Here is a 16,565-nt window from a genome sequence, read left to right on the forward strand (position 1 = left end):
TTCGTTCAGGCATGACCAGCGCTGTTTCCACCACACCACTCGGATCCGGCGGCTGCCGTAGTAGTACTTTGTTAGGTCGGTACCAGTTGGTGGCAGAGAGGGCAGAACCCGAGCCAGGTTGCGAGTTGGTACTGCAGTCCACGCAGGACGGCGTACAGGCTCAGGTCTGCCCCGCCGCTTTTGGGTCGGCGAGCCGTAGCTGGGTGAGGAACAGTTGGGCGGTGGCGGCGAGGGTGACGTGGCGGTGCCAGCCGATCCAGGAGCGGCCCTCGAAGTGGTCGAGTCCGAGGGCGGTCTTGAGTTCGCGGTAGTCGTGTTCGATGCGCCAGCGGCTCTTGGCCAGGCGGACCAGTTCGGTCAGGGGTGTGTCGGCGGGTAGGTCGGACAGCCAGTAGTCGGTGGGTTCGTCGCGGCCGGGTGGCCATTGCACGAGTAGCCAGCACTCGGGTAGGACGCCGTCGTCGCCGCATTGTGGTCCGCGTTGGATGACACGGCCCGCTGGCCGGACCGGAGGGCGAGGAAGTGCCCGGCCAGTTCACGGCCGGGTTGCTGGCCGGAGGCACGGTCGGCGCCGGTTGCCGGGGCCCGGTCACGCCAGCGCACCAGCCGTGTCGCGTCAGCGCCGTGGATGAGGGCGATGGCCTTGATACTGCGTGCGGGTGTCGGGTATCTCGGGGTCGGACGTCTGCCGACTCCGGCGTAGGGAACGTGCACCGGTCGGGCGTCGCCGGGTTGGGCGGTGGTGGACGAGGTGGTCGCCACGATGTAGCTGATGCCGCGTTCGGTCAGGCCCTGGCGGAACTCGGCGACCTGGCCGTAGCCGGCGTCGGCGGTCAGCAGCGGTGGGCGTAGACCCCACCCGGCCAGCTCGTCGAGCATCTCCAACGCCATCATCCACTTCGGCCGGTACCGTTCACCGTCGGGTAGCTTCGACGCTGCCCGCCGACTGCGGATCTGGTCGATCTGTTCGGCGGGCGGAGCCTGCCGGCGTGTGTACGGCTTCTTCGCCCCCGCCTGGTCGCGGGTCGTGGGTTGCTGGCGGAGTCTGCGGGCGTGCGGGTTGGTGATCTTCCCGTCGGCGTCGGGGACGCAGGTCTCGTCCCAGGACTCGGGTACGAACAGCCGCCAGTCCAGCACCGCCGACGCGGTGTCGGTCGCGGCGTGGACACTCACGGCGATCTGGCAGTTGGCGACCTTGCCAAGGGTTCCGGAGTACTGGCGGGCCACGCACGCCGACGCCTTACCGTCCTTGGGGAAGCCGGTGTCGTCCACCACCCACACCTGCGGGTCGACCAGGTCGACAGCTGCCGTGGCCGACCGACGCCGCACGTCGGTGACGTCCCAGGTCGACGAGGTCAGGAACTGCTGCAACTGCTGGTGGTCCACCCCGAGGCGCTGCGCCATCGGCTGCATCGACTTACGCCGGCCGTCCAGCATCAGCCCTCGCAGGTACCGCAGCCCGGTCGCCCGCTGATCCGACCTCGGCAACCCCGCGAACACCCCGGCCGCGAAGTCCTCCAACCGTTCCCTCACCTGCGTGAGTCCCCGCTCGTCCACGCACGGAAGTCAAACCCAGCCTCGGCGGCCCTACAAGCGACACGCCGCAACGACCTAACAAAGTACTACTAGGCGAGCGCGCCAATCGGTCCCGCCGGACCATGATCCGTCCGCCGTCATCCCCACCGACAAGCCCATACGCCGCCGAAGACGCCTCAACGGGATAATCAACGAGTACCACCGAGCGGCCTGAAATGATCATCAAAGCACCAGTTCACCGCCGATGAACCAGTTTTGGCACGGGGCAGGGCCGCGCTGCTCAGGTTGAGCGGCGCGGCCCGTACGGCGGTTTCTGACTGCGGCTCGGCGCGGCACCGGCGGCGCTCAGCCCAGCATTGTCACCTGTGCCGGGGTCGACCGGTGGGTGGTGGTGCCGTCACCGAGCTGCCCGAACGTGTTGTCACCCCAGCACCACAGGCTGCCGTCGATGCGTGCCGCGCAGGCGTGGTAGGTGACGGAGAATCCGTCCGTCCAGGTGGTCGCGGTGCCGACCGATGCCGGGGTCGACCGGTGGGTGGTGGTGCCATCACCGAGCTGCCCGGACGAATTCTTGCCCCAGCACCACAGGCTGCCATCGGTACGGGTCGCGCACGACGAGTCGAGGCTCGCGTCCACGCTTGCCCAGTTGCTGGCGGTGCCGATCCGCAGCGGGGTGGTCTGGGAGCCGACGCCCCCGCCGATCTGGCCGTACCCGTCCTCACCCCAGCACCACAGCGTCCCGTCGACGCGGACCGCGCAGGTGTGTACGTAGCCAGCCGTCACCTCGGCCCACGTCGTCGCGGTGCCCACCTTCGTCGGTGTCGCCCGGTAGCTCAGGATGCCGAGACCGAGCTGGCCGTCCGAGCTACTGCCCCAGCACCACAGGGTACCGTCGGTCCGAACGGCGCAGGTGTGGGCGTAGCCGGTCGTGACGCTCGCCCAGGTGGTCGCCGTACCCACCTGCAGCGGGGTCGTCGCCTTGTAGGGAGACAGGCCGACGCCGAGCTGAGCGTGACGGTTCAGGCCCCAGCACCACAGGGTGCCGTCGGTCCGAACGGCGCAGGTGTGGTTGCTGCCGGTGCTGACGCTCGCCCAGGTGGTGGCGGCGCCTACCTGCACCGGGCTGGTCCGTTTGGTGGTCGAGCCGTCGCCGACCTGCCCGCTGGAGTTGTTGCCCCAGCACCAGAGCGTTCCATCCGTGCGTACCCCGCAGGTATTGCCGCTACCGGCGTCGATACCCGCCCACGTGGTGGCGCTGCCGATCTGAACCGGACTGGTCCGGTTCGTGGTGGTCCCGTCGCCGAGCTGGCCGTAGAAGTTGTTGCCCCAGCACCACAGGGTTCCATCGGTCTGGGTCACACAGGTGTGCAGATTGCCGGCGGCGACCTGGGATGCCGACGTGGCGGCGATCGCCACCTCCCGCGCGTTCCGGTCGGCGGAGCCGACACCTGCAGTTGCTGCGCCCGCCGTGAACCCGATTGCCAATACGGTGATCCCGACGGAGGCCGTCACCGCGACAGCGGTTCGGGCTGCCCGCCGCCATCGCATCCGCAGCCAACTCTCCTGGCGTTCGTTCATGTCCTGTTCTCCCAGACATCGTCGGTTCCGGTGAGGCGGCGTTGCCCCGGCAGGTCACCAGCGACCCGCAACTACATGCCAGTGAACTATACATCGATGCAGATCGAACCCTTACCGAGGCCACGGGACACCGTTGCCAGTGACGGGAATGCCCCGCATGAGAGCACTGTAGGAATACGTCACATGAACGCGCTTTCCTGATGATGTATGGTCAGCCGCGCCACCAGGATCGCGGCGTAGTGCTGGCGGGCCTGCTACCGCCACCAGTACCTACGTGGACAGTGGCAGGCTGGTGGAGGACTGCACGACAGCACCGTCTGCCAGTCGTACGCTGAGGAATGCGACCTTGTCGGCGGCACCTCGCCACGGTTTCTCCGGACACTCCCCGGACATCGACCGAATGGCCGTTGCCTGACAGGTCGGCCACTCCGTCCGGGCAACTGCGACGGCGGCGATGGTGGGCCGTGCCGGCTACCGCGCGCCGAGGTGCTCGGCGGCGTACGCGGTGATCGTCTTGCGGAGGATCCCGGCGAGTTCTGCGCACTCGTCGGTGCTGATGGTCACCGGCGGCAGCAGCGGCATCACGCCGTCGGAGTAGCTGGTCAGCAGCCCGTTGTCCCGGCAGGCCAGCCGGAGCCGGTAGACGTCGCGCACCGTCCACGGCGTACCGTCGTCGCGGTAGCGCAGCTCCAGGCCGAGCAGCATCCCCTCACCGCGTACGTCATCGACGTGCGGATCGTCGGCCACCGTGTCACGCAGGATGTCGCACAGCTGCCGGCCACGGTCGCGGACGCCGTCGAGAAACCCGTCGGCGGTGAGGATCTCCAGGACGGCGAGGCCGGCGGCGGCACCGAGCGGGTGCCCGTCGGTGGTGCTGCCGTTCGGGAAGCCGAGCCGGAACGGCGGCTCGGCGAGCGCGTCGAAGATCGAATCGGCGACCGCGAGCGCGGCAAGCGGGAAGTAGCCGGCACTGAGACCCTTGCCGAGCACGATCATGTCGGGCGGGCTGGGCAGCCGCTCGCTGACCGTCATCGCCGCGACCCGGCCGGCGCCGGTGGTCACCTCGTCGGCGACGACATGGATGTCCCGGGCCCGGCAGTAGTCGATCAGCGCCGCCAACTGGTCGACGCTGGCGGCATGCAGATAGTTGCCCATCACCGGTTCGACGATGACGGCGGTCACCTGCGACGCGCCGAGCCGGTCGACGACACCGGCGACGGCGTCGAGCAGTCCGTCGCCCCCGGCGACGTGCACCACACGGTCGTCCAGCGGCGCCGACCACTCGTGCAGGATCTGCTCACCGGTGAGCGCGGTGGCCAACGGCCCGGTGCCGTGATAGCTGCCGTGCACCGCGATGATCCGGTCACGGCCGGTCTCGCCGGTCATTCTGCGGTGGAAACGGGACAGCATGCCGGCCGCCTCGGTCATCTGGCTGCCGGTATTGCCGAACCGGATGTGCCGCAGGGTCGCCGGCAGCGTCGCGGCGAGGGCGGCGGCGTACCGCACGGTGACCCGGGGCGGATGCTCGTAGCGCATGACCGTGCCGGACGGCAGCTCGTCGAGCTGGCGGCGCATCGCCGCCTTGACCGGCTCGCACGAGTAACCGAGGGTGACGTTCCACATCGACGAGCGGGCGTCGAGGTAACGTCGGCCGGCCTGGTCGACGGCGTAGCTGCCGTCGCCGCCGACGAGGAACATGTCCGGGTCGGAGTCGGCGAGGAACTCGCCCATCGGGGTGATGCCGTGCCAGGCGTGGTAGGTGGACCGGTCGATCATCGGGTGACTCCTCGGCGGGCGACGGATACGACGCGTTCCTCGTCCGGCAGCAGGGCGGCGCTCAGTGGCGGGCTCACCGGCGCCGGGACCGGCGCACCGGCGAGCAGGTCGAGCCGGTGCGGCGCGACCGCGCCGGCCCGTACCAGATGCAGGCCGAGCGCGGACATGACGCTGACGCCGGCCGGGGCCTCGTCGACCAGGATCACCTGACCACCGACGGCCCGGACCATGGCGGTGACGCCGTCGAGGTCCAGCGGTGCGGCGGTACGCAGGTCGACCACCTGGGCGTGTAGCCCGTCCCGGTCAAGGACGGCGGCGGCCCGCAGGCAGGTGGCGACGGTGTTGCCGATGCCGACGAGGGTGAGGTCGCGGCCGGGGCGGGCGCGGCCGGCGACGCCGAACGGCAGCGCGGCGTCGGTCGGCTCCGGCTCGGGCAGCGACGCCCAGTCGGCGGCGTACAGCCGGGGCGATTCCAGCACCACCACCGGATCCGGGTGCACCAGCGCGGTGCGCAGCAGCCCGGCGGCGGCGTTCGGTGACCCGGGAACCGCGACGACCAGCCCGGGAATCTGGCTGAGCAGGCCGTGCGCGGCGTGTTCGTGCTGGGCACCGAGCTGCTCGCCGCCCTGGGTCAGCCCGCGCACCACCACCGGTACGGTGAACTGCCCGTCGGACATGTACCGCCACTTGGTGGCCTCGTTGACCAGCTGGTCGAAGGCGGTGAACAGGAAGGCCGCGCGGGCGATGCTGACCAGCACCCGGCGGCCGAGCAGCGCCATCCCGACCGCCATGCCGAGCATGGTGTTCTCAGCGATCGGCAGCCGGACCATCCGCTCGGCACCGAACAGCTCGATGAGGTCGGGCTGCTGGTACGTACAGAACATGCTCATCGTGGGCTGGTCGGCCAGGGCGCCGCGGACCGCCCCGACGGACGGGTGCCGGCGGGTCATGCCACCGGCTCCCGCACCGTGACGGCCTCCGGCCAGGTGGCACCGGGCGGCCAGGCCGCGGCGGTGACCGCGGTGACCGCGCTCGCCGGATCCGGTCGGTCGGCGGCCAGCGCGTCGGTGAAGACCTCGGCCAGCTCCGCGGTGACCTGCTCGCGAATCTCGACGGTCCGCTCGTGGATCTCGGCGGAGAGTCCGGCGAGGGCCGCCTCGACGCGGGACAGCGGATCCTGGGCCAGCCAGCGCTCGCGTTCGGCGGCCGGACGGTACTCACCCGGCGGCTGGGGGCCGATCTGGGCATGGAAGTGCCGCAGGTAGGTGTGGGCGACGAGGACCTGCGGGCGGCCGGCCCGGCAGTGGGCCAGGGCCGCCGCCGCAGCCCGGTGCACCGCGGCCACGTCGTTGCCGTCGACCTCGTCGCAGTCCAGCCCCAGGCCGCGGGCGACCTCACCGGGGGTACGGTGCCGCACCAGGTCGCTCGGGGTGTGGTCCTGCCAGCCGTTCTCCTCGCAGACCAGCAGCAGCGGCAACCCGAGCACGGCGGCGACGGTGAGCGTCTCGTAGGCGGCACCGGCGCCGAACGCGCCGTCACCGCAGAACGCGACGACCGCCCGGCCGCTGCCGGCGGTCTTCTCTGCCAGCGCTGCTCCGGCCGCGATCGGCAGCTGTGCGGCCACAATGGAGCTGGCACCGAGCAGGTAGCGGGACCGGTCGGCGATGTGCATCGACCCGGCCTTGCCGCCGCAGACCCCGCCGACCCGGCCGAGGATCTCCCGGGCCAGCCCAGCGGCCGCCACCCCGGCGGCCAGCGCGTGCCCGTGGCACCGGTAGAAGCTCACCACCCACTCGTCGGGCTGCCGGGCGGCCAGCACCCCGACCGCGACAGCTTCCTGCCCGGTGCACGGGTGGACCGATCCGGGCACCTGGCCGGCGGCGGCGCACCGCAGAACCTGCTCCTCGAAAACCCTGATCCGAACCATCTCGCGGTACGCGTCCGACAGGTCCATCGTCTGGGCGTTCCCCGTCCCTGCGCCGGCGGAGAACCATGCACCGGCCGCATCGGAAGCAATCATGATCACCTGCTGAATGTTGCTAATTATAGGTTACTGATCGACGCTGGTCGCAATACTGGAATTGGTCGGGGTCCGGTCAGGATGAGGTCAGGTTGTGGGTGGCCACCCGCCGGGAAACGACGGTGACGGTGCCCAGAAAAGCTACGGCGGCGAAGCAGATCAGGGTGGGCAGCAGCCCCCAGAGTTGCGCCGCGACACCAGCGAGCAGCGATCCGACCGGCACCGCCAGCACCGCGAGCGCCCGACTCAACGCGAGCACCCGGCCCAGCAGCGGGCCGGGTACCACGGACTGCTGCAGCGACACTGAGGCGATCAGCCAGACCGTGGCGCAGTACCCGAAGATCATCTCGTAGACGATCAGGGTCAGCACCGACGGCGTGACGGCGGCCAGCGGGATCAGCATCAGAGCGGCCCCGGCGAGCGGGGCGAACGCCGGGACCACCCGGGGATGGCCGAGCCGGGCGATCACCCGTCGCGCGGTGGCCACGCCGACGACGGCGGCGACGCTGTTCACCGCGAAGGTCAACCCGAGCACCCACGGCGACAGGTCGAGGACCCGGTAGGCGTACAGCACGTAGAGGCCGCCGATCGCGGACCCGCCGAGGTTCAGCGCGGCGGCGGTGACCGCGATCCGGACCAGCTCCGGACGGCCGCGTAGCGCCGCCACTCCGTAGCGCAACGCCCGTAGTGGATGTTCCGGCACCGGCGGCGTCCCGCCCGGCCGGGGCCGCAGCGCGGCGAAACCGGCGGCGGCCAGCGCCTGCGCCGCAGCGTTCGCCGACATCGCCAGCGCCCCGCCGAGGGTCTGCACCAGCCAGCCGGCCAGCGCCGGCCCGGCGATCTGGCCGGCCGACTGGGCACCGGCCAGCGCGGCGTTCGCCGGCACCAGCCGGTCCGGTTCGACCAGTTGCGGCACGGTGGCCTGCAGGCCGATGGTGACCAGCCCACCGAGGATGCCGGACAGGCCGGCCACGGCGTACAGCAGCGGCAGCGAGAGCACTCCGGCCAGCGCGGCGACCGGTACGGCCAGCACCACGGCGGCGGTTCCGGCGCTGGCGGCCATGAGCAGCCGGCGCCGGTCGACGACCCGGTCGACGACCACCCCGAGCAGCGGTGCGGCGAGCGCCTGGGCGCCGTACTCGAGGGCGAACAGGGTGGCCGCCGCCACCGGCGAGGCGTGCAGCGCCACCACCGCGACGGTCGGCAGGGCCAGCGCGGCGACGTGGGTACCGACGACGCTGGCGGCCTGAGCGGCGACGGCCGGGCGCAGCGGTCGATCCACCGCGATCGACGTGGCGAGACGGCCGGGCATGGGCACCACTCCTCGGCTCGGTCGGTCGGGTCACCTTCCCACAGCCGCGGTCACCATCGGAAGTCACGGTGATCAAGGTAAATACCCTTCGCCCGTTTCCTGGCCGCGAACCGACCACTGGACGGCCCGGTAATGCTTGCCGTTCCGGCGCGAGGTCATTTATGCTCATCACATCGTGCGCCGCAGACGGCGCGCATCCTCGCCGAGGCACACGAATCAGCGCACCGAGAATCTCCTGCTTGTCGTAATCCCGTGACCGACGCTGGGCGGCAAGCCTGTTGGGGAGTTGCCAATGGCACTCATCGATGCCAATGATCTTGATTGCAACGAGTTGGCGTACCGCGTCTTCGGCATGACCCGCGACAAGACGCCGTGGCGCGCCGCGGACATCATCGCCGACGGGCCGGCGGACCCCAGCTGGGAGCGGGCCGAGCTGGCCTGGCGGATGTCCTCGCGCGGCTACTACGCCGAGCAGGCCGGGCTGGTCGCCGCCGCGACACTGGCCGCGCAGACCGAGGACGCGCCGCTGCGGTTCAGCCTCGCCCTGGCCACCGCCGACGAGGCCCGACACGCGGACGCCTTCTACCAGTACGCGAAGCTGGTCGGCGGCGGTGAGCCGGAGCCGGAAGCGCCCGAGCTGATGGAGCCGCTGGACACGGCGCTGACCCGGCTGCCGTACCTGGGCCGGGCGCTGGTGCACACCATGCTGGAGGGGTTCGCCGCCGACGAGTTCATCCTGCTGCACGAGGTGTTCGCCGGTGACCCGCTCGGCCTGCTCTACCACCACGTACGCCGCGACGAGATCCAGCACGTCGCGATCGGCCTGAACTACCTGGCCCGCGAGTCCGCCACGGGCGAGGGGCGCGAGCTGTGGCGCGAGTACGGGTCGCAGTGGCATGAGATCGGCATGCGACTGACCTACCTGGACAAGATCTCGGTGTCCCTCGCCGATTTGACCGGCCGCGAGCCCGACCGGCTGCGGCACTGGTTTCTCCGCCGGCACCGGGCCCGCCTGAGCGCCGGCGGAGTCGACATGGACGGAGGGAGGTGAAGATCTTGACCATCAAGAAGGTCACCATCAAGACGCCGGCTCACGGCACCTGCAAGTACCTGGTCCCGACTCGGAAGGCCGAGAAGTGACCGCGGCCGGCGAAGCGTGGCTAGGACCGCGTGGAGGGCCGAAGACGTGATCGGCCGGATGGGGCGGTCCCGCCCCATCCGGCGCACCTCGGTACGACGCGCTCACCAACTGGAGGCCCGGCCCATGTCCGTATGTCTGGTCGCCATGCCCTGGCAGGCCATCGAATCACCATCACTGCCGATCGGGTTGCTCAAGGCGGTGACCGTCGCCGCCGGGCGGCCCGCCCCGACGGCGTACCACGGCAGCCTGCGCTGGGCCGAGTTCCTGATGGGAAGCAGCGGCGGCGAGCTGAGCCCGGCCGACTACACCGAGGTCGCCGAGGTGGGCCTGTTCGACGGCCTCGGCGACTGGGTCTTCGCCGGGGTGCTGCACGACGACCCCGAGTTCGGCGTCGAGACGCTGCGCCGCTACGCGGCCGAGTACGGTACCGGCATAGCCGGCCCTACCGCGATGCGCCAGTACGCCGCCGACTTCGTCGAGCTGGCCGCCGCCGAGATCCTCGCCAACAATCCCCGGCTGGTCGGCTTCACCACCACGTTCATGCAGAACGTGCCGAGTCTCGCGGTCGCCCGGCGGATCCGCCAGCTCGACCCGGGCGTACGGATCGCGTTCGGGGGCGGCAACTGCGACGGCGCGATGGGGATCGCCCTGCACCGCAACTTCCCGTTCGTCGACTTCGTGGTACGCGGCGAAGGCGAGGTCGCGTTCCCGATGCTGCTCGACGCGCTCGACGCTGGTGACGACCTTGACGCCCGGCTCTCGCGGATACCCGGGCTGTCCTGGCACCGGGCCGACGGCACCGCACGGCACAACCCGCAGGGCGCGCTGCTGCCCCCGGCACGCATCCCCACCCCGGACTTCGACGACTGGTTCGACCAGCTCGCCGCATCGCCGGTCGGCGAGTACATCGAACCCAAGCTGGTCCTCGAGGGCGCCCGGGGCTGCTGGTGGGGCGAGAAGCACCACTGCACCTTCTGCGGGCTCAACGGCACCGCGATGACGTTCCGGGCCAAGCCCGCCGAACGCATGATCGCCGAGATGACCGAGCTGGTCGGCCGGCACCAGACCCTCGACGTGATCATGGTCGACAACATCATCGACAACCACTACTACGCCGAGTTCCTGCCCCGCGTCGCCGCGCTCGGCTGGGACCTGCGGCTGCACTACGAGGTCAAGTCCAACCTACGGCCGACCGAGATCGACGCGCTGCGCGCGGCCGGGGTGGCCCACGTACAGCCCGGTATCGAATCGCTGGTCAGCCCGGTGCTCAAGCTGATGGACAAGGGCGTCTCCGGCGTCCACAACGTACGGACTTTGCGCGACTGCGAGTCCGCCGGGCTCACCGTGTCGTGGAACTGGCTGTACGGGTTCCCCGGTGAACGCCGCGTCGACTACGATTCGGTGCTGCGTCAGCTCCCTCGGCTGATGCACCTGCAGCCGCCGGCCGGTTCGTCGCGAATCCTGCTCGAACGCTTCAGCCCGTACTTCGAGAACCCGGTGCTCGGCTTCCCGACCCGCCGGGCCGCCCGGCTCTACCAGCACGTCTACGGCCTGCCCGAGAACGAGCTGGCCGACCTGGTCTACCTGTTCGACACCGAACCCGCCGGCCTGTCCGAGCAGGACGCCGAGCCGTTGAACGAGCTCCTCAAACGCTGGACCGACGGCTATCCGGCCAGCGCGCTGCAGCTGCTCACCGGCCTGGACGCCGACGAGATCGTGATCGTCGACCGGCGGGTCGGCTGGCCGGACCACGAACACCGCATCGCCGACCCCCGGCTGCGCCGCGCCTACGCCGAACTGGAGCACGGCCGTACCGTCCCGGCCCTGGCCGGGCGGCTCGCCGCCGCCGGGCTGCCGGTGGAGACCGACCGGCTGGCGCGGTGGCTGGCCGAACTCGACGACGCCGGGCTGGTCTTCGAGGAGAACGGCCGCTGGATAACCCTGGCGACCACCGCCGAACCGGTCAAGGTGGCTTGAGATGGGTACGGCGACGCTACTCACCGACCGTACCGATCTGGCCGCCTGGTCGCTGCGGACGGTGACCCTGCCGGAGCCGCTGGACTTCGGCCACTCCCCCGAGCAGGACCTGGCCCAGTTGCGTTTCCTGCGCGCGGTGACCAGCCACGCGGTACGGCTGCGCTGGACCCTGCGCGGGCGGCCGTCGTTCCCGCTGGACACCCACGTACACCTGGTCGCGCCGTCGGCCGGCACCGACCAGGCCAGCCGGGCCTACGCCGGCGAATGGGGCCTGGCCTACCGGTACGGCAGCTGCTACTACCGTCGCGGGCCGGGGATGGTGGTGGTCAAGGACGTCCGGCCCGGGGTCCAGGCCAGCCGGATGGTGATCACCGACGGCGCGGACGCGTTCCTGCGGCTGGCCGAGGACCCGTCCGGGGTGCCGGCGCCGGGCGACGTCGACGCGGCCGCCGTCGCCGTCGAAGCCGGGCTGGCCTGCGCCGCCGGCGACGCAGTGCTGATCCTGCCCTACCGGATGCGGCACTGGCCGGTGCCGCACGTGGCAGTGTGAGGCGGTTCGACCGTGACCGCCTCCGCGCCGCACGTCCCGCAGCCGCACGACCCGCCGCTGTACCCGTTCCGTGACTACGACGAGCTGGAGCTGGACCCACGGTTGGCCCGGCTGCGCGCCGAGTGCCCGGTGTCCCGGATCCGGCTGCCGTACGGCGGCGACGCCTGGCTCGCCACCCGGTACGCCGACGTGACGACGGTGCTCGCCGACCCCAGGTTCAGCCGGGCCGCCGCCTGCGGTCCGGACGTGCCCCGGCAGACCGAGGCCCCGCCGGTGGCCACCACCATCCTGGATCTGGACCGACCCGAACATGGCCGGCTGAGACGCATCGCGGCCAGCGCGTTCGCCCAGTGGCGCATCGAGCAACTGCGCCCGAACGTCCGGCAGGTCGCCGCCGAACGGATCGACGCGCTGCTGGCCGGCCCGGCACCGGGCGACCTGTACGCGGCTGTCGCGTTGCCGGTGCCGCTGACCGTGCTGTGCCACGTGCTCGGCGTACCGCTGGCCGACCGCGACCGGTTCCGCGCCTGGACGCACGCGCTGCTGATGCCCGGGCCGATGCCGGCCGATGAGTTCCGGTCGGTCGCCGCCGCACTGGAGGACTACCTGCGGGAGCTGATCGCGCACCGCCGTGAGTCGGCCACCGGCGACCTGCTGAGCATGCTGGTCCGGGCGACCGACGACGGCGACCGGATGACCGAGCAGGAGCTGGTGTCGTTCGGTGTGACCCTGCTCGCCGCCGGGTTCGAGACCACGGCCAGCCAGCTGGCCAGTTCGGCGTACCTGCTGCTGCGCCACCGGCGCCTCTGGGAGTTGCTGGGCCGGGAGCCGGACCGGGTGCCGGCGGTGGTCGACGAGCTGCTCCGGTTCGTGCCGCTCAACGGCGGCAGCGGGCTGCCCCGGGTGGCGACCGAGGACGTCGAGCTGGGTGGGGTGACGGTCCGGGCCGGGGAGGCGGTGTTCGCCTCGACCATCTCCGCCAACCGTGACGACGAGGTGTTCCCGGACGCGGATACCTTCGACCCGGACCGTCACCCGACGGCCCGGCATGTCACCTTCGGCTACGGTCCGCACCGCTGCCTCGGGGCCTGGCTGGCGACGATGGAGATCCAGGAAGTGGTCGGCGCGCTGGTCGCGGCGGCGCCGGGTCTGCGGCTGGCCGACCCGGACGGGGTACGGTGGCGCGCCGGAACCATCGTGCGCGGCCCGCTCGCGCTGCCGGTCGACTGGCCGACGGGCCGGACGTCCACCGGTGCGGCCGGCGGCGTACCGCCGGCCTGACCGATGTCAGTGGCCGACCCTGAGCTGCCCGGCGAGGGTGCCGTGGATTCGGGCGCTGGGCTGGTTCAGCTCGATGATCTCAGCGGTCTTGCCGCGACTGGCGTACTTGGTGGTGATGGCGTCGAGCGCGGCCACCGACGAGGCGTCCCAGATGTGCGCGTGCGTCATGTCGATGATCACCCGGTCCGGGTCGCCGGCGTAGTCGAACTGGTAGACGAGGTCGTTGCTGGAGGCGAAGAAGAGTTCGCCGTGCACCGAGTAGATCCGGGTGGTGCCGTCGGGGTCGAGCACGCTCGTGACCTCCACCATGTGTGCGACCCGGCGGGCGAAGATCACCATGGCGGTCAGGACACCGATGATCACGCCGATCGCGAGGTTGTGGGTGATCAGCACTGCGGCGACGGTGGAAACCATCACCGCGAGTTCCCCCCACGGCATCCGCTTCAGGGTGGCGGGGGCGACGCTGTGCCAGTCGAACGTCGACACCGCGACAATGATCATTACGGCGACCAGGGCGGCCATCGGGATCCGGGCGACGACGTCGCCCAGGGAGACGACCAGGACCAGCAGGAACACCCCGGCCAGGAAGGTCGACAGCCGGGTCCGGGCACCGGCCACCTTGACGTTGATCATCGTCTGGCCGATCATCGCGCAGCCACCCATGCCGCCGAAGAAGCCGGTGACGATGTTCGCCACGCCCTGCCCCCACGACTCGCGGGTCTTGTTCGAGTGGGTGTCGGTGATGTCGTCGACCAGCTTGGCGGTCATCAACGACTCCATCAACCCGACCAGCGCGACCCCGACCGCGTACGGGGCGATCACCTGCAGGGTCGCCCAGGTGTACGGGATCTGCGGCAGGACGAACATCGGCAGGCTGTCCGGCAGAGCGCCCTGGTCACCGACGGTCGGCACAGCGAAGCCGGCGACGACCGTGACGACGGTCAGCACGACGATCGCGACCAGCGGCGCCGGCACCGCCTTCGTCAGCCGGGGCAGCCCGACAATGATCACCAGCGCGACGGCGACCATTGGATAGACCAGCCACGGCACCCCGATCAGGTAGGGCACCTGCGCTGCGAAGATCAGGATCGCCAGGGCGTTGACGAAGCCGACCATTACGCTGCGCGGGACGAACCGCATCAGTCGGGCGACGCCGAGCACGGCGAGCAGCACCTGCAGCACCCCGCCGAGGATCACCGCCGCCAGCAGATAGCCGAGCCCGTGGTCGCGGGCCAACGGGGCGACGATCAACGCGATCGCGCCGGTCGCCGCGGAGATCATCGCCGGCCGGCCACCGCAGACCGCGATGGTCACCGCCATGGTGAACGACGCGAACAACCCGACCCGTGGGTCGACCCCGGCGAGGATGGAGAACGAGATCGCCTCCGGGATCAACGCGAGCGCGACCACCAGGCCAGCGAGGACCTCGGTACGGAACACCTTCGGGGACAACCACGACGGGCGGGACAGACGCGGCCGGAACGCCGCAGGGGAGAACGCAGACATACAGCCTTTTCCGATCAGGGCGCGCGGCCGCGCGCAGGGTCTCGTGTCGGGATTCGCGGACCAGCACCGATCCCGGTGGTCATGGCGACACGATCCGTCACGATCACGATGCCCCGAGAAGATGACCTGGTTGTTTCCTGGCGTCGTCGCCTCGGAAATCATCCCTCGCCGCGCCGGTCGACTAGCACGGGCAGCAGGGTGAATCTACCGTCGCGGACGGGTAGGGATGGACGCGGAGTGGCAATCGTCACCATTGCCGGATGGTGGCGCGGCGGCGGGGCCAGGACGCCGACCCCACCAGTGGCGGGATTCGTATCGCGACTGTACACGGCCAGTCGGCACGTTGCAGTTCCATTTAGGTCGAATGGGTTGGCGCCGCACTCCGGATCCGCTTACCTGACTTTTCCCTCTTTTGGGCATGCACCGGCCGGTGTATGGTCATGTCGGTCTCTCCCCCGGGGCCTGGTGCGACGGGCGGCGCACACCCGGATGTGACTCGTCCCCACGCGCAGATCGACGCATGCCTGACCGCGCCATCAGGAGGCACCCCACGATGCAACTGTCAAAGATGCCTGAGGGGTGCCGCCTTTGTTGAGCGGCAACCTCGTCACGTTCATCGGCGTGGCGGCCGCGATGGTCGTCCTGCCGGGAGCGGACTTCACCATGGTGGTACGCAACGCACTCGACAGCCGCAAACTGGGGCTGGCCACCGCCGGCGGCATCATCAGTGGACTGCTCCTGCACTCGTCACTGGCTGCACTCGGAATCGCGGCGCTGATGATTGCCTCAGCGACCGCCTACCGGGCGATCCAGTTCGTCGGCATGGGCTATCTCTGCTATCTGGGCATCCGGCTGCTCTGCAGTCGACCGAGAACGGACCCGCCGTCCGGCCGGGCGGTCCGCGGCGAAAATGACGTACGCCGTCATCGTCGGATCCAAGGTAGCGGCGTCTGGCGGGCGTACCGGCAAGGCCTGGTGACCGATGTGACGAATCCCAAGGTGTTCGTGTTCTTCGCCAGCCTGATTCCGCAGTTCGTTCCTACCGGGGTGCCGGTCGGGCCGCCTACCGCCATGTTGGCTCTGCTGATCGTGCTACTGGCGATGATCTGGTATCCGATACTGGCGGTAACGGTCGACCGGGCCGGCGGCTTCCTCCGGCGACCGGTGGCCGCCCGCACGCTCAACGTACTGACCGGACTCACGCTGCTCGGGCTGAGCCTGCACCTCGCCACCGAACTGACGTTGCTGCTCGACGGCCCGGAGCCTCCCGCGCGCCTGGGATCGAGGTAGTCGGGCTGGAACGCGGTTCGCCAAAACCACCGAAGTTCATCTAGTGATATCGATGTGTTCACGCGCGTGTCCCGGCGCTGCCATCACCAACTCCAGCAACGCACCACTGCAGGTCACCGACGCCGACTAGGTCGTGATCACGCTCGCCACCGGCACCACCAGCCGGCTCACCGACGCGACCGACTACGGCTATCCCGACCCGGACACCGACGAGCCGAACGCCGCCCTGTTCAGCCGCGCCATCGAGTCGGGCACGATCACGGTCGACGCTGTCAACGACGGCATCCGGGCAAGGACTTCCTCGACATCACCAGGGGAAGCCTCAATGTCACCGCCGGCGGTGACGGCATCAAGTCCGACGACACCGAGGCGGACCGAGGCCGGCTCACCATCACCAACGGCACCGTACGGGTTGTCGCCGGAGACGACGCCCGAGGTGAGTCGTCGGCAAACCTCGATCCCGGCCATGCTCACGATCGCCACCCAGACGCCGAGTCAACTATTCAATGCAGTCAGGCCATGGCGGATGTCTCGGCTGCGCGGCGGGAGGCACTATAGTCGACTGGCGGCGGATCGGCCTTGCCAGCCCTGCTCCGTA

14 protein-coding genes are annotated in these 16,565 nt (G+C 70.3%); 6 read left to right on the forward strand and 8 right to left on the reverse strand.

Annotated elements, in window-relative coordinates:
- Positions 1-160: 160 nt before the first annotated feature.
- From ACFHWU_RS23050 to ACFHWU_RS23080, 7 genes are all read right to left on the reverse strand, one after another.
- On the reverse strand, positions 161-430 hold the full coding sequence (locus ACFHWU_RS23050) for a transposase (RefSeq protein WP_416591546.1): 270 nt from the start codon (positions 428-430) through the stop codon (positions 161-163).
- Positions 358-1,533 (reverse strand): IS701 family transposase, encoded by a 1,176-nt coding sequence (locus tag ACFHWU_RS23055; protein WP_416591547.1) that lies wholly within the window; start codon positions 1,531-1,533, stop codon positions 358-360. Before ACFHWU_RS23055 ends, ACFHWU_RS23050 begins: the two co-directional genes overlap by 73 nt.
- A 348-nt stretch (positions 1,534-1,881) precedes the next feature.
- A complete protein-coding gene (locus ACFHWU_RS23060; RefSeq protein ID WP_416556669.1) occupies positions 1,882-3,114 on the reverse strand; it encodes an RCC1 domain-containing protein in 1,233 nt (410 codons plus the stop codon).
- A 471-nt stretch (positions 3,115-3,585) separates the two neighbouring features.
- Complete coding sequence (locus ACFHWU_RS23065; RefSeq protein ID WP_416591548.1) at positions 3,586-4,890, reverse strand: aminotransferase class III-fold pyridoxal phosphate-dependent enzyme; 1,305 nt, start codon at positions 4,888-4,890, stop codon at positions 3,586-3,588.
- Positions 4,887-5,840 carry a transketolase C-terminal domain-containing protein gene (locus ACFHWU_RS23070; protein ID WP_416591549.1) on the reverse strand — a complete coding sequence of 318 codons (954 nt, stop codon included), beginning with the start codon at positions 5,838-5,840 and terminating at the stop codon, positions 4,887-4,889. Before ACFHWU_RS23070 ends, ACFHWU_RS23065 begins: the two co-directional genes overlap by 4 nt.
- Positions 5,837-6,844 carry a thiamine pyrophosphate-dependent enzyme gene (locus ACFHWU_RS23075; protein WP_416591550.1) on the reverse strand — a complete coding sequence of 336 codons (1,008 nt, stop codon included), beginning with the start codon at positions 6,842-6,844 and terminating at the stop codon, positions 5,837-5,839. Before ACFHWU_RS23075 ends, ACFHWU_RS23070 begins: the two co-directional genes overlap by 4 nt.
- 142 nt (positions 6,845-6,986) lie before the next feature.
- The gene (locus tag ACFHWU_RS23080) at positions 6,987-8,222 is read right to left on the reverse strand and encodes an MFS transporter (RefSeq protein ID WP_416591551.1); all 1,236 of its coding nucleotides are present in this window, start codon (positions 8,220-8,222) and stop codon (positions 6,987-6,989) included.
- A 292-nt stretch (positions 8,223-8,514) separates the two neighbouring features.
- On the opposite strand from ACFHWU_RS23080, the gene ACFHWU_RS23085 reads away from it, so the two are divergent.
- From ACFHWU_RS23085 to ACFHWU_RS23100, 4 genes are all read left to right on the forward strand, one after another.
- Positions 8,515-9,273, forward strand: a complete 759-nt coding sequence (locus ACFHWU_RS23085) for a ferritin-like domain-containing protein (RefSeq protein ID WP_416556664.1) — start codon at positions 8,515-8,517, stop codon at positions 9,271-9,273.
- 213 nt (positions 9,274-9,486) lie between these two features.
- Positions 9,487-11,340: a RiPP maturation radical SAM C-methyltransferase gene (locus ACFHWU_RS23090; RefSeq protein WP_416591552.1), complete on the forward strand. Its 1,854-nt coding sequence runs from the start codon at positions 9,487-9,489 to the stop codon at positions 11,338-11,340.
- 1 nt (position 11,341) lies between these two features.
- Positions 11,342-11,890 (forward strand): DUF5825 family protein, encoded by a 549-nt coding sequence (locus ACFHWU_RS23095; RefSeq protein ID WP_416556662.1) that lies wholly within the window; start codon positions 11,342-11,344, stop codon positions 11,888-11,890.
- A 12-nt stretch (positions 11,891-11,902) separates the two neighbouring features.
- Positions 11,903-13,171, forward strand: a complete 1,269-nt coding sequence (locus ACFHWU_RS23100) for a cytochrome P450 (RefSeq protein WP_416556661.1) — start codon at positions 11,903-11,905, stop codon at positions 13,169-13,171.
- A 6-nt stretch (positions 13,172-13,177) separates the two neighbouring features.
- Here the strand turns inward: ACFHWU_RS23100 and ACFHWU_RS23105 are convergent, their stop codons facing one another.
- Positions 13,178-14,677 carry a SulP family inorganic anion transporter gene (locus tag ACFHWU_RS23105; protein ID WP_416568874.1) on the reverse strand — a complete coding sequence of 500 codons (1,500 nt, stop codon included), beginning with the start codon at positions 14,675-14,677 and terminating at the stop codon, positions 13,178-13,180.
- A 591-nt stretch (positions 14,678-15,268) separates the two neighbouring features.
- Between ACFHWU_RS23105 and ACFHWU_RS23110 the strand changes: the two genes are divergently transcribed.
- Both ACFHWU_RS23110 and ACFHWU_RS23115 read left to right on the forward strand, forming a co-directional pair.
- Positions 15,269-15,967 (forward strand): LysE family translocator, encoded by a 699-nt coding sequence (locus ACFHWU_RS23110; RefSeq protein ID WP_416591553.1) that lies wholly within the window; start codon positions 15,269-15,271, stop codon positions 15,965-15,967.
- A 66-nt stretch (positions 15,968-16,033) separates the two neighbouring features.
- Positions 16,034-16,525, forward strand: coding sequence for a carbohydrate-binding domain-containing protein (locus tag ACFHWU_RS23115; RefSeq protein WP_416556658.1), 492 nt, complete (start codon positions 16,034-16,036; stop codon positions 16,523-16,525).
- The last annotated feature ends 40 nt before the right edge of the window (positions 16,526-16,565 follow it).

Origin of the sequence: Micromonospora sp. LOL_015, assembly GCF_048060275.1 — a bacterium.
Lineage (GTDB): Bacteria > Actinomycetota > Actinomycetes > Mycobacteriales > Micromonosporaceae > Micromonospora_E.

Coding starts and splice junctions, on each gene's coding strand:
- ACFHWU_RS23065 (WP_416591548.1), bottom strand. CDS start 4,890: ATGATCGACCGGTCCACCTACCACGCCTGGCACGGCATCACCCCGATG.
- ACFHWU_RS23075 (WP_416591550.1), bottom strand. CDS start 6,844: ATGGACCTGTCGGACGCGTACCGCGAGATGGTTCGGATCAGGGTTTTC.
- ACFHWU_RS23105 (WP_416568874.1), bottom strand. CDS start 14,677: ATGTCTGCGTTCTCCCCTGCGGCGTTCCGGCCGCGTCTGTCCCGCCCG.
- ACFHWU_RS23090 (WP_416591552.1), top strand. CDS start 9,487: ATGTCCGTATGTCTGGTCGCCATGCCCTGGCAGGCCATCGAATCACCA.
- ACFHWU_RS23095 (WP_416556662.1), top strand. CDS start 11,342: ATGGGTACGGCGACGCTACTCACCGACCGTACCGATCTGGCCGCCTGG.
- ACFHWU_RS23070 (WP_416591549.1), bottom strand. CDS start 5,840: ATGACCCGCCGGCACCCGTCCGTCGGGGCGGTCCGCGGCGCCCTGGCC.
- ACFHWU_RS23085 (WP_416556664.1), top strand. CDS start 8,515: ATGGCACTCATCGATGCCAATGATCTTGATTGCAACGAGTTGGCGTAC.
- ACFHWU_RS23060 (WP_416556669.1), bottom strand. CDS start 3,114: ATGAACGAACGCCAGGAGAGTTGGCTGCGGATGCGATGGCGGCGGGCA.
- ACFHWU_RS23080 (WP_416591551.1), bottom strand. CDS start 8,222: ATGCCCGGCCGTCTCGCCACGTCGATCGCGGTGGATCGACCGCTGCGC.